12 protein-coding genes are annotated in these 12,270 nt (G+C 73.7%); 4 read left to right on the top strand and 8 right to left on the bottom strand.

What is annotated here, in order from left to right; all coding sequences use genetic code 11:
* Positions 1-87: 87 nt before the first annotated feature.
* Entirely contained in the window at positions 88-1,629 is a 1,542-nt protein-coding gene (locus ACFZAU_RS17080) for a hypothetical protein (RefSeq protein ID WP_500552792.1), read from the bottom strand.
* 324 nt (positions 1,630-1,953) lie between these two features.
* Between ACFZAU_RS17080 and ACFZAU_RS17075 the strand changes: the two genes are divergently transcribed.
* Both ACFZAU_RS17075 and ACFZAU_RS17070 read left to right on the top strand, forming a co-directional pair.
* The gene (locus ACFZAU_RS17075) at positions 1,954-2,541 is read left to right on the top strand and encodes a suppressor of fused domain protein (RefSeq protein ID WP_500552791.1); all 588 of its coding nucleotides are present in this window, start codon (positions 1,954-1,956) and stop codon (positions 2,539-2,541) included.
* Between the two features lie 101 nt (positions 2,542-2,642).
* On the top strand, positions 2,643-4,370 hold the full coding sequence (locus ACFZAU_RS17070; protein WP_500552790.1) for a dolichyl-phosphate-mannose--protein mannosyltransferase: 1,728 nt from the start codon (positions 2,643-2,645) through the stop codon (positions 4,368-4,370).
* A 31-nt stretch (positions 4,371-4,401) separates the two neighbouring features.
* Here ACFZAU_RS17070 and ACFZAU_RS17065 read toward each other — a convergent pair whose 3' ends face one another.
* The gene (locus ACFZAU_RS17065; RefSeq protein WP_500552789.1) at positions 4,402-5,136 is read right to left on the bottom strand and encodes a rhomboid family intramembrane serine protease; all 735 of its coding nucleotides are present in this window, start codon (positions 5,134-5,136) and stop codon (positions 4,402-4,404) included.
* Positions 5,137-5,321: 185 nt separating this feature from the next.
* On the opposite strand from ACFZAU_RS17065, the gene ACFZAU_RS17060 reads away from it, so the two are divergent.
* Positions 5,322-5,843 carry a GNAT family N-acetyltransferase gene (locus ACFZAU_RS17060; protein WP_500552788.1) on the top strand — a complete coding sequence of 174 codons (522 nt, stop codon included), beginning with the start codon at positions 5,322-5,324 and terminating at the stop codon, positions 5,841-5,843.
* Between the two features lie 108 nt (positions 5,844-5,951).
* Here the strand turns inward: ACFZAU_RS17060 and dapD are convergent, their stop codons facing one another.
* The gene (gene dapD, locus ACFZAU_RS17055) at positions 5,952-6,944 is read right to left on the bottom strand and encodes a 2,3,4,5-tetrahydropyridine-2,6-dicarboxylate N-succinyltransferase (protein ID WP_500463597.1); all 993 of its coding nucleotides are present in this window, start codon (positions 6,942-6,944) and stop codon (positions 5,952-5,954) included.
* A 10-nt stretch (positions 6,945-6,954) separates the two neighbouring features.
* Complete coding sequence (locus tag ACFZAU_RS17050) at positions 6,955-8,220, bottom strand: MFS transporter (protein ID WP_500552787.1); 1,266 nt, start codon at positions 8,218-8,220, stop codon at positions 6,955-6,957.
* A 66-nt stretch (positions 8,221-8,286) separates the two neighbouring features.
* Between ACFZAU_RS17050 and ACFZAU_RS17045 the strand changes: the two genes are divergently transcribed.
* A complete protein-coding gene (locus tag ACFZAU_RS17045) occupies positions 8,287-9,174 on the top strand; it encodes a winged helix-turn-helix transcriptional regulator (protein ID WP_500552786.1) in 888 nt (295 codons plus the stop codon).
* On the opposite strand, the gene ACFZAU_RS17040 is transcribed toward ACFZAU_RS17045, so the two are convergent.
* The 4 genes from ACFZAU_RS17040 to ACFZAU_RS17025 all read right to left on the bottom strand — a co-directional run bounded on the left by ACFZAU_RS17040 (position 9,152) and on the right by ACFZAU_RS17025 (position 12,206).
* Entirely contained in the window at positions 9,152-10,363 is a 1,212-nt protein-coding gene (locus ACFZAU_RS17040) for an MFS transporter (RefSeq protein ID WP_500552785.1), read from the bottom strand. The genes ACFZAU_RS17045 and ACFZAU_RS17040 overlap by 23 nt on opposite strands.
* A 106-nt stretch (positions 10,364-10,469) precedes the next feature.
* Complete coding sequence (locus ACFZAU_RS17035) at positions 10,470-11,024, bottom strand: TetR/AcrR family transcriptional regulator (RefSeq protein WP_500463593.1); 555 nt, start codon at positions 11,022-11,024, stop codon at positions 10,470-10,472.
* On the bottom strand, positions 11,024-11,344 hold the full coding sequence (locus ACFZAU_RS17030) for a DMT family transporter (RefSeq protein WP_499606150.1): 321 nt from the start codon (positions 11,342-11,344) through the stop codon (positions 11,024-11,026). The genes ACFZAU_RS17035 and ACFZAU_RS17030 overlap by 1 nt, the downstream gene beginning before the upstream one ends.
* A 133-nt stretch (positions 11,345-11,477) precedes the next feature.
* Positions 11,478-12,206 carry a hypothetical protein gene (locus tag ACFZAU_RS17025; RefSeq protein WP_500552784.1) on the bottom strand — a complete coding sequence of 243 codons (729 nt, stop codon included), beginning with the start codon at positions 12,204-12,206 and terminating at the stop codon, positions 11,478-11,480.
* Between the last annotated feature and the right edge of the window lie 64 nt (positions 12,207-12,270).

Genomic DNA, 12,270 nt, shown 5'->3' with positions numbered 1-12,270 from the left:
GCGGGACATTCCGGCACCCATTCCCTGCAGCGTTCGGGCCTCCCGCGCGCCCTCCCCGCGGGGTCCGCGAGGAGGGCCGCGGGCCGCTCAGGGCGCCGTGGTTCCCGCCGAACGGGCCTTGAACGCTGCCTTGCGCGCCTCCTTGGCCAGCCGCTTGTCGGGGTGGATGCGCCCCATGGCCTCCAGCACGTCGGCGGTCGCCGGGTGGTCCACCCGCCAGGCGGCGGAGAAGAACCCGTCGTGCCGGGCGACGAGGTCGGTGACCAGCTCGCGCAGCAACTCGGGGTCGTCGTCGGCGTCGAGCTGCGCGGCGATGGTGTCGACGGTGAGCCAGAAGATCATGTCCTCGTCCGGTGCCGGGACGTCCGCCGCCTCGCGCTCCGTCAGCCAGACCCGGGCCAGTCCGCCGAGCTGGCGGTCGGCCAGGACCTCGCGCAGGGCCGGCTCGGCCTCGTCGCCGAGCAGGCTCAGGGTCTGCTGGGCCACCAGCCGGCGGCCGGGCGCGTTGCAGTCCTCGCCGCGCGCCGCCTCCAGCAGCTCGCGGGCCGCGTCGTACGGCTTGCGGTTGCCGAGCCACGCGTCGGCCTCCCGGCGGGCGATCTGGTCCGGGTACTGGAACAGCGCCTCCAGGAGGACCGTGGCCGGTTCCCCGGCCAGGTCCCCGGCGGCCGGGGCGTGCATGCCGGCGTCGACCAGCCGGGTCCGCACTCCGTACAGGCCGAGCGGCGTCAGCCGCACGAGGCCGTAGCGGGAAACCTCCTCCGGCCCGATCTCGTCCGGGAAGACCGCCGCGCCCTCGGCGGGGCCGTCGTCCTCCGACTCGGCCTCCTCGATCAGCGCCTCGTCCAGGGGCTGGTACTCCAGCAGCCCGGTGGTCGTGAGGAGCCGGAAGTGCTCGTCGAGGCGCATCATCACCTCGGTGACGTCCTCCAGCAGGGCGTCGCTCGGCTCCTCGACGTCCTCGGGGACGACGAGGGAGGCGGCCAGCACCGGCAGCGGCACGGCGTCCTTGGCGTCGCCGCCGGAGTCCTCCATGGCGGTGAAGAGGTAGAGGTTGGCGAGCGCGCCGTCGAGGAACTCGGCCTCCTCCTCCGGGTCCCAGTCCAGGGAGCCCAGGTCGACCTCGCCGTCCGGGCCCAGTTCCTCCATCAGGCCGTCGAGGTCGGGGGTCGCGGCCTCGGCGAGCGCCGTGTCCAGCGCGGCCAGCCACACCTCCAGCACCTCGCGCGGCCCGCCCGCGTCCAGCCGCCGCAGCGCCTCGCCGGGCACGGCGCGCCCCGCGGGCTCGTCCAGGGCCACGATCCCGGCGCCGGCCTCCTCGTCGCCCTCGTCGTCCTCGTCCGGGCCGTCCTCGATCTCGAGGTCGACGAGTCCGGCGTCCACGGCCACGCCCCAGGCCTGCGCCGCGTCCGCCGGGCCGTCCGGCTCGTCCTCCAGGCCCAGCTCACGGACGGCGCGCGGGACGTCCTCCGCGGTCAGCTCCCCCATCGCGTCGACGGTCACGTGCGGCGCGCACCAGCGCGCCAGTCGTACCGCGCGGTCGAGGAGCGGTACGGCGAGTGCGAACCGCGCCAGCTCCTCCTCGGGCAGCAGCCTCACCGGCGGCAGGTCGAGGCGGTCAGCGGCCATGGCGGGGTCTCCAATGCAGCGGTGTCGTGGGGGGCGCCCGAACGCGCAGCACCAGCCTAGACGTGTGGGCGCCCGGTGGGTGCGCTTCGGCCTTCCGTCACCCGCCGTTACCGCAACCGACGCGCGATCCGTCGGCATTGAACGGGTCGGGGCGGCCCACCGGACGTGCACGGCCGTTCCACCCGTCAGCGACGTCACTCCCGCCCCACCCCCGGTGCGTACGCCCCGGCGGCCCGAATCACCGGCGCACGACCGGGCGCACCCGGGACCCCCGCACGCCGCCCGGCGCGAGGGGGTGTGCGAAGACCTGTCATGATCCCCGCCATGACGACGAGCGGTGCGGACGCGGCGCACGATGCGGTCGACCGGCACGTGCGGAGGTTCTTCACGGGCCACCCGGTGGGCACGGCCGCCCACGACCTGGGCGACGGACGGCGCGGCACGGTCCCCGGCCTGCGGATCATCGAGGTGGGCCCGGGTCCTCGCGGTGACCACTGGACCTATGTGACGGCCGGCTGCTGGTCCCCGGACGACCGTGACGGTCACGGCATCGAGTTCGTCCTGACTGCCCCCGTCGCCGACCCCCGGTTCGCCGACCTGATCGCCATGACCGCCCACTACCACTGCGGCCCCTCCCCGCACCCGCTCGACGTGGGCCACAGCCTCCCCGTCGGCGAACCCTGGATCCCCGGTTCTGCCTGCGACCACATCCTGGTCAGCCTCCCGTACCTGCACGGCCCCGACTTGGAGGTGTGCCACCTCCCGGGCGGCCACGCCCGCCTGCTGTGGCTGCTGCCCGTGACCGCTTCCGAGATCGCCTTCCGCCGCGAGCACGGCACCGAGGCGCTGGAGCAGCGCTTCGACGACGCCGGCATCCGTCCCCTGGACCTGCACCGGCAGCCGGTCGTCTGAGCCGGGCGGCGGGCGACCGCGGCGCCGCCCGGGACCGGCACCGGGGTCCCTCGAACACGGGGGCCGGTATGACGATCCGACAACGTCCCTAGGATGTCCGGGTGACGACGGACACCGCTACGCCGGACCGCACCGACGACGACGCCGGCGACCCCCGGGCGGCGACCGCAGCCGACTGGCCGCGGCGACTGCGCCGGTTCGGCCACAGCCCCCGCCCCCGGACCGACACCCGCGAGCGGCTGGTCCCGCCGTTCCCGGAACCGGGCACCCGCGCGTGGCGGGCCCTGGGCCTCGGCCCGGCGCGGGCGCACCGCGCCGCACGGGCCATGGGCTGGCTCGGCCCGGTCCTGGTCGCCGTCCTCGCCGGCGCACTGCGCTTCGTGGGCCTCGGCAGCCCGCACGCCATCGTCTTCGACGAGACGTTCTACGCCAAGGACTCCTGGTCCCTGCTCCAGCTCGGCTACGAGGGCGGCTGGCCCGACCGCAAGGTCTCGGACCCGCAGATCCTCGGGGACCCCCAGGTCATCCCCCTCTCCGAGACCGCCCACTTCATGGCGCACCCGCCGATGGGCAAGTGGGTGATCGCGCTCGGCGAGTGGATGTTCGGCCTGAACCCGCTGGGCTGGCGCTTCATGGCGGCGGTGCTCGGCACGCTGTCGGTGCTGATGCTGTGCCGCATCGGCCGCCGCCTGTTCCGCTCCACGGCGCTGGGCTGCCTGGCCGGCGGGCTGATGGCGGTGGACGGCCTGCACTTCGTGATGAGCCGGGTCGCCCTGCTCGACGTGGTCGTCATGTTCTTCGTGCTGGCGGCGTTCGGCTGCCTGCTGATCGACCGCGACCGCGCGCGGGCCCGGCTCGCCGCGGCCCTCCCCGTGGACGAGGACGGCTTCGCCGGTCCCGACCCCGCCGCCGCGGCCCGCGCCGGGACCGGCCTGCGGCCCTGGCGGCTCTCGGCCGGCGCGCTCCTGGGCCTCGCCTCCGGCGTCAAGTGGAACGGCCTGTACTACCTGGCGTTCTTCCTGCTGCTGACCGTCCTGTGGGACGTCGGCGCCCGCCGCCTGGCCGGGGCCCGCCGGCCCTTCCGCGCGGTGCTCCGCCGCGACCTGGGCTGGTCGTTCCTGTCCGTCGTCCCGGTCGCCGTCCTGGCGTACCTGGTGACCTGGACCGGCTGGTTCCTCAGCGACGACGGCTACGGCCGGCACTGGGCCGACGGCCGGGGCGGCACGTGGTCGTGGATCCCGGCGCCGCTGCGCAGCCTGTGGCACTACGAGTACGGGGTCTACCAGTTCAACGTCGGCCTGGACGACCCGCACCCCTACCAGTCCAACCCGTGGAGCTGGCTGGTCCTCGGCCGTCCGGTGTCCTTCTTCTACGAGTCCCCCAAGCTGGGGCAGGACGGCTGCGGCACCGCGAACTGCTCACGGGAGATCCTGGCCCTCGGCACGCCCCTGCTGTGGTGGGCGGGCTGCTTCGCCCTCGTCTACCTGCTCTACCGCTGGGCGATGCGCCGCGACTGGCGGGCGGGCGCCGTCCTGTGCGCGGTCGCCGCGGGTTACCTGCCGTGGTTCCACTACCAGAACCGCACCATCTTCTCCTTCTACGCCGTCGTCTTCCTCCCCTACGTCTGCCTCGCCCTCGCCATGGCGATCGGCGCGCTGCTGGGCCGGGCCGGGGCGACCGAACGCCGCCGCGCCTACGGGTCGGTGGCCGCGGGCGTGCTCGTCCTGCTGATCGTCTGGAACTTCATCTACTTCTTCCCGATCTACACGGGGCGGACGATCCCCTACGACGACTGGCACGCCCGCATGTGGCTCAACACCTGGATCTGAGGCGGCCCGGGCCCGCGCGGGGGCGGCGTTCCTAGAGCAGGCCCAGGTCGTCCAGTTCCTTGTGCAGGCCCGCGCGCGGGTTGTCGGCGGGGACCGGGAGGCCGCCGCGGGTCACCGCGGCGGGCCCGCCGCCCCCGCGGGCCGGCCGGTCGCCGCGGGCGCGCCGGTCGCGGAAGAGCCAGGCCCCCACCAGGCCCCCGACCAGCCCGCCGAGGTGGCCCAGCCAGCTCACCCCGGGCGTCCCGGGCACGGCGACCGTGAGCATGTAGGCGAAGGACGCCGCCATCACGATGCCGATGAGGGTGTCGATCAGGTGCCGGTCGAAGAGCCCGCGGACCACGACGTAGCCGAAGTAGCCGAAGATCAGGCCGCTGGCGCCGACGGTGTCGGCGTTGCCCTGCTCGAAGAACCACACCGCGAGGCCGCTGGTCACCGCGACGAGCAGGCTCAGCGCGAGGAAGCGGCCCACCCCGCGGTACGCGGCGAGGAAACCGAACACGAACAAGGGACCGGAGTTGCTCTCGATGTGCGCCCAGCTCCAGTGCAGGAAGGGCGCGGTGAGGACGTCCGGCAGGGTGCCGACGTCGCCGGAGACCACCCCGTAGTCCCGCGAGAGCGCGTAGTGGCCCGCGTAGTTGGCCAGTTGCAGCAGCCAGACGACCGCCAGGAAGCCGAACACGACGAAGAACGCCTTGCGCGCCTCCGCGATCATCTCCTCCGGCCGTACCGCTCCCGAGCCCGACCCGTCCCGCTCCGCCCCACCCATGACACGTCCCTCCCCGGCGGTCCCCGACCGCCCACACCACGAACCCCGCGGGACACATGGTGCCCCAGGCAACCAGTTCCGCCCAAGCCCCACGGCTGCGCCCGGCGTGCCAGTCCACCTGCGGACCCTCCGGGCCGCATACGCTGCGGGGACGTGTTGCCTGGCGAGCAGGGAGAGGGTGTGGCATGGCGTCCTCAGACGTGCACCTCCGGGAGATCACCGACGAGAACCGGGAAGCCGTCCGTGCCCTACGCGTCCGGAACAAGCAGAAGCAGTTCGTCGCCTCCGTGTCGCTGTCGCTGAAGCAGGCCGCGAAGATGCCGGACGCCGCCCCCTGGTACCGCGCCGTGTACCACGGCGACGAGCCGGTCGGCTTCGTGATGCTCTCGTGGAAACCGCCGTCCGGCCCGTACCAGGGACGTCACTTCATCTGGCGCCTCCTGATCGACAAGCACCACCAGGGACACGGGATCGGCCGCGAGGTGCTCACCCAGATCGTCGACCTGGTCCGCGCCGACGGCGCCGTGGAACTGCTGACCAGCTACGAGCCCGGCGACGGCGAGCCCTGGCCCTTCTACCGCAAGTTCGGCTTCGAACCCACCGGCGACATCGACGACGGCGAGATCGTCCTCCGCCTCCCCCTCCCGCCCACGACAGCCGCAGCCACACCCGACGCGACCCCGCACGCGGGCCCGGACGCGGACTGAACGCGGCCGGACGCGCGAGCGCCCTCCCGGGCCGTCATCGGCGGCGGAAGGGCGCTCGTCACGTCGGCCGGCGGGGTCCGGGGTCCCGGGACCCCGGACCGTACGCGGTCAGTTGTGGCTGTGGAGGATCTCGTTCAGCCCGCCCCAGGAGCCCTTGCGCTGCAGGACCTCGACCGTGCCGGTGATGGAGTTGCGGCGGAAGAGGAGGTTGTTCGCGCCGGAGAGCTCCTTCGCCTTGACGATGGTCTCGTCGGGGAGGCAGACCCGGGTGCCGGCCGTGACGTAGAGGCCGGCCTCGACGACGCAGTCGTCGCCCAGGGAGATGCCGATGCCGGCCTCGGCGCCGAGGAGGCAGCGCTCGCCGATGGAGACGACGGTCTTGCCACCGCCGGAGAGGGTGCCCATGATCGAGGCGCCGCCGCCGATGTCGGAGCCGTCCCCGACGATGACGCCCTGGCTGATGCGCCCCTCGACCATGGAGGTGCCCAGCGTGCCGGCGTTGAAGTTGCAGAAGCCCTCGTGCATCACGGTCGTGCCCGACGCGAGGTGGGCGCCGAGGCGGACGCGGTCGGCGTCGGCGATGCGGACACCGGAGGGGACGACGTAGTCCGTCATGCGCGGGAACTTGTCGACGCCGTGGACCGACAGGTGCAGCCCCTCCGCGCGGGCGGCGAGGCGGGCGCGCTCGACGTTCCCGGCGGGGACGGGGCCGAGCGAGGTCCAGGCGACGTTGGCCAGCAGGCCGAAGATGCCGTCCAGGTTCTGGCCGTTGGGCTTGACCAGGCGGTGGCTCAGCAGGTGCAGGCGCAGGTAGGCGTCGTGCGCGTCGAGCGGCTTGTCGTCGGTCGAGGCGATGACGGTGCGCACGGCGACGACCTCGACCCCGCGGCGCGGGTCCGGTCCCAGGGCCTTGGGGGCGGCGTCGCCGAGCAGTTCGGCGGCCTGGTCCGCGGTGAGGCGTTCGGTCCCGGCGGGGCCGGGGGCCGCCACGAGCTCGGGCGCGGGGAACCAGGTGTCGAGGACGGTGCCGTCGTCGGCGATCGTGGCGAGGCCTGCGGCAACGGCACCGGTGGCGCGAGAGGTGGCGGTCGTTTCAGTCATGGGTCGAACGCTAGTCGTTGCGTCCCGCGCTTGCCCAACCGGCCCGCCATCCGGAACGCCGCCGCGCCCGGCCCGTCACCGCCCCCGCCACGGCCCGGCCGGCGCCCTTCCCCGCGTCGCGCCGCCACCGTACGGCGGCCGCCAGCACCACCGCCCCGCTGAGCGCGGCCAGCACCGCGCAGACCGGCCAGAGCGCACCGGGCGCGGCGTCGTACAGGGCGCCGCCGAGGGGCGGGGCGAGGACGGTGCCGCTGACGGAGGCCCCCGCGTACAGGGACTGGAAGCGGCCCTGCAGGTGGTCGGGGGCGTTGTCGGCGACGTAGGCGGTGGCGGTGGTCTTGTAGAGGATCTCGCCCGCCGTGAGGAGCAGCATCATGGTCGCCGCCGTGGCGATGTACGGCCCGCCGGCCAGGGCGGCGTAGCCGGCGCCGACCAGGACGAGCCCGGTGCCGATGATCGGCAGCGGCGGGCGGCGGCGCAGGGCGACGGTGGCGGGGATCTCCAGGCAGAGGATGACGCCGCCGTTGACGGCGATCAGCCAGCCGTACGCGCCGGTGCCCATGCCGTGGTCGGCGAGCCAGACGGGCAGGGTGGAGTACTGCTGCCGGTAGACGGTGTCGGCGACCAGGATCGCGGCGAGCAGCACCATCACGGCGGGCCGTGCGCGCAGTGCCGCCCACAGCCCGCCGGCGCGGTCGGGGCGCGCGGCGCGGTCCCGGCGGGCGCCCTGGGCGGGCAGCGCGAGGGCGGCGTAGCCGGCGAAGAGCAGTGTGCCGATGCCGTCGGCGACGAAGAGCCAGGTGTACGAGGTGTGCGCGGCCAGGAGCGCGCCGAGCGGCGGCCCGATGGTGAAGCCCGCGTTGGAGGCGAAGCGGAGCACGGCGAAGCCCTGGCGGCGCGCGCCCTCGGGCACGGAGACGGCGACGAGCGCGGAGTTGGCGGCGCGTACGGTGCCGGCCGCGTACTGCGCGAGCAGCAGGACGGGCAGCAGCGCGGCGGTGGGCAGGGCGGGCAGCAGGACGAGTCCGGCGCCGGAGACGGCGGACCCGGCGAGCAGGACCCGGCGGTGCCCGAGGTGGTCGCCGAACCAGCCGCCGGTGAAGTTGCCCGCGACCAGGCCCACCCCGCCCGTGCCGGCGATCAGTCCGGCCTCGGGGACGGGCAGGCCGCGTACCGCCGTCAGCCAGACGAAGAGATAGACGAACGTGAAGCTCACGACCGCGTTCGTGAAGACCCCCGCGGCCAGCGACCAGACGACCCTGGGCACCTCGCGCATGCCCGCACCCCCATCCACCCTGTGAGTTCCTTTTGGGAACTCACTCCCGGGTGGCAGGATAGCGGCATGGCCCGCCGCACAGAACCAGGTGACGCGAACTGCTCCATCGCGCAGGCCCTCGACGTGGTCGGCGACTGGTGGACGCTGCTGATCGTGCGGGACGCCGCCCGCGGCGTGGAGCGCTTCGACGACCTGCAGCGCGAACTCGGGGTGTCCCGCAAGGTGCTGGCCGAACGGCTGCGCCTGCTGGTCGACGCGGACGTGCTGGCCCGCGAGCCCTACCACGAGCGCCCGGTGCGGTACGCGTACCGGCTCACCCCCCGCGGCCGGGCCCTGATGCCGGTGCTGATCGCCCTCCAGGACTGGGGCGACCAGTGGGTGCTGGGCGACGGCGCGACCACCGGCACCGCGGCGGACGGCTCACGCGAGGCGGAGCGGGTCCACGCGCTGACGGGCACCCGGGTGCCGGAACTGCTGCTGCCCGCGGGCCCGGACGGCGAAATGCGCGACCCGGTGGCCGCGGAGCAGCCGTTCACCGTCCTGTACTGCTTCCCCGGCGCCTTCGCGAGCCCCGCGTCCTACCCCCCGGGCTGGGGCGACATCCCGGGCGCGGCGGGCTGCACGCTGGAGTCCTGCACCTACCGCGACCGGCTGGCGGAGTTCGCCGCGGCGGGCGCGGCCGTGCACGGGGTGAGCGCCCAGCGCCCCGACGAGCAGGCAGAGTTCGCCCGGCGGGAACGGCTGCGCTTCCCCCTGCTGTCGGACGCCGAACTGACCCTGTCGGCGGCGCTGCGGCTGCCGACCTTCCGGGCGGGCGGCGCAGTGCGGCTGAAGCGGCTGACGCTGGTGGTCGGCGCGGACCGGGTGGTCCGGCGGGTGTTCTACCCGGTCACGGACGTCGCGGCGAGCGTGGCGGAGGCACTCGACGCGGTCAGGACTGCGTCGCGGCCTTGACCGCGTCCGGTTCGGCGGCCGCGTCGCGTACGCCCGGCAGCCGCTGGGCGCCGAGCACGGCCGCGCCGGCGAGGACGCCGAGGACGGCGCACAGCGGCCACAGCGCGCCCGGCGCAGTCTCGTAGAGCACGCCGCCGAGCGGGGCCGCCAGCACCACGCCGCTGATGGAGGCTCCGGCGTACATGCTCTGGAAGCGGCCCTGCAGGTGGTCGGGGGCGTTGTCGGCGACGTAGGCGGTGGACGGCGACTTGTAGAGGATGTCGCCGACGGTCAGCAGCACCATCATCACGACGGCGGCCGCGACGTACCAGTGGCCGGTGGTGAGCGCGGCGAAGCCGAGGCCGACCAGGACCACGCCGAGTCCGATGATCGGCAGCGGGGCGCGCCGGCGCAGCGCGACGGTCACCGGGAGTTCGAGGAGGATGACCAGGGCGCCGTTGACGGCGATGAGGGCGCCGTAGACGCCGGTGCCGATGCCGTGGTCCTTCAGGAACACGGGCAGGGTGGAGTACTGCTGGCGGTAGATGGTGTCGGCCACCAGGATCGCGGCGAGCAGCACCAGGACGGCGGGCCGGGCGCGCAGCGCGGTCCACAGGCCCGGCGCGTCGGGCGAGGTGGCGCCCTTGGGCCGGTGGTTGCCGTTCGCCGGCAGGATGAAATGCGCGTAGACGCCGAAGAAGAGCATGCCGAGGCCGTCGGCGACGAAGAGCCAGTCGTACGAGACCGTGGTGGCGATCAGCGCCCCGAGCGGCGGGCCCACGGTGACGCCGAGGTTGGCCATGAAGCGCAGCAGGGCGAAGCCCTGGCGGCGGGAGCCCTCGGGCACGGAGAAGGCGATGAGCGCCGAGTTGGAGGCCCGGGTGACGCCGGTGGCGTACTGGGCGACCGGGAAGACCACCGCGAGGGCGGCGGTCGGCGTCAGCGGCAGCGCCGCCAGGCCGAGACCGGACACGACCATGCCGGTGATGAGGGTGCGGCGGTGGCCGAAGCGGTCGCCGAACCAGCCGCCGCTGAAGTTCCCGGCGACCATGCCGATGCCGCCGACACCGGCGATGAGCCCGGCCTGGGAGGTGCTGAGCCCGCGGGGGCCGGTCAGGTAGACGAACAGGTAGACGAAGGTGAAGCTCACCGCCGCCACGAAGAACATCCCGGTGGCAAGGAGCCACACCACCTTCGGTATGTCCTTCATCGCCTGCTTCATTACGGCCCTCCGATCGACGCCTTACAAGAATCGATCACGTGAAGGCGTGAATGCGGCGCGTGAGGATGCCGGATCAGGTCGCGACCGGTATAGGTCAGCAGTCTCGCCCGGCTTTGCCGATGATCCGTGCGAAGACCTCGCGCGCCTCCTCCCGGTCGATGTCGCGGCCGGTCAGCAGGGCCTGCAGGGACATCCCGTCGGTGAGCGCGGCCAGCGCCCGCGCGGTGACGGGGTCGGTCCACTGCGTGAGGAGGGCGGCCATGCGGTCCACCCACTCCGCGGCGACCGGGCGTACGGCTTCGTGGCGCAGCGCGGCCAGGTAGAGCTCGTACTCCAGCTGCGCACGGGGACGGTCCCGGGAGACCGTCTCCGCGACGAACCGGGCCAGTTCCTCCGCCGGGTCGGCGCCGGGCGAGCCGAGCAGGGAACGCTCCCCGACCTCCCGGAAGAAGGCCTCGTTGCACTGCCGCAGGGCGGCCACCAGGAGGTCGTCGAGGGTGGCGAAGTGGTACGTGGTCGAGCCGAGCGGGACGTCGGCCGCCGCGGCCACCGCCCGGTGGCTGAGCCCCGCGATGCCGCGCTCACCGACCACGCGGATCGCGGCGTCGATGATGCGCTGGCGCCGCTCGGGGTCGTAGCGGCGGGCCATCAGTGGGAGCCGCCGAGGTTGAGGACGACCACCCCGGAGATGACGAGGAGGATCCCGAACAGCTTGGTCGCGGTCGCCGCCTCCCCGAGGAAGACCATGCCGATGGCGGCGATGGCTGCGGTGCCTATGCCGGACCAGATGGCGTAGGCGGTGCCTACGGAGAGCGTCTTGAGGGTCTGCGCGAGCAGCGCGAAGGCGATGAGGTAGCCGGCCGCGGTGCCGAGCGAGGGCCACAGCCGGGTGAAGCCGTCGCTGTACTTCATCGAGGTCGTCCCGAGCACTTCGGCGAGTATCGCCGCGCCCAGCAGTGCGTAAGCCATGCGTACGAGCGTACACATCGTTGTGTACGCCCGTACATACGCGGCCGCCTCAGGACTCTCAGGACCTTCAGGACCGGCGCGACCACCACCGCTTCCGGGCGGACGCCGGCTGCGGGGCCGGTTCCAGGCCCAGCTAGCCGGTCATGAAGAACTCCCCGTCGACCCAGTGCCCGGCCTCCGGGGTGTCGGTCAACTCCTCGTCGGCGACGGCGACATCGACCTCGAACCCGGCGATCGTCCGCACCCGCAGCCGGTGGAAGCGGCCTCCGGTGACGTCGCCGGTGTGGGCCTCGGCCAGCAGCACCTCCCCGGCGAACCCGGCGTGCGCCGAGGGCACCCAGTCCTCCTCCGCCCCCTCGGGCCGGAACAGGCCGAACGGGATGAGGAAGTCGGGCGCGAAACCGATCTCCTCGCCCTCCTGCGAGGCCTCGTACGCCTCCTTGCCGCCGGTGTGGAGCGTGATCCGCTCGGCGAGCGCGCCGAGGCGCAGCGATCCCTCCGGGACCTTCCCGCCGCGGGCCCGCAGCACGGCGCGGTCCTCCAGCTCCACCGTGAGCGGGCAGACCATCGTCCCGCCCGGTCCGTCGAGGAGTTCGAGCCGGGCGACCTCCTCGTCCACCAGCAGCACCCCGCGCACCGCCACGGGTTCACCCCCGGGGCTGAGGCAGGGCAGTACCTGGGTGATCGACCCGTCCTGGGTCTCGATCACGACCCGGGCACCGCCGGCTCCGGTCCAGACGTGCTGCCGCAGCGCGCCGTCGACCGTCCGCGGATCGGTCCGCCCGGCCAGCCCGACGACGAGCTCGCGGAAGGAGTCCTGGTCGGCGACGCCGAGTCCGATGGCGGCGAAGTGATTGCTCATGCACGGAAGACTCACGGTCCGCACGGCATGGGCGCAAATGAAAATACGACTGCGGGGCGCCGCT

Source organism: Streptomyces sp. NPDC008238 (genome assembly GCF_042956445.1).
Taxonomy (GTDB): Bacteria; Actinomycetota; Actinomycetes; order Streptomycetales; family Streptomycetaceae; genus Actinacidiphila.
Note: the sequence above shows the minus strand (reverse complement) of the source record. Positions and strands in the feature narration are given on the sequence as shown.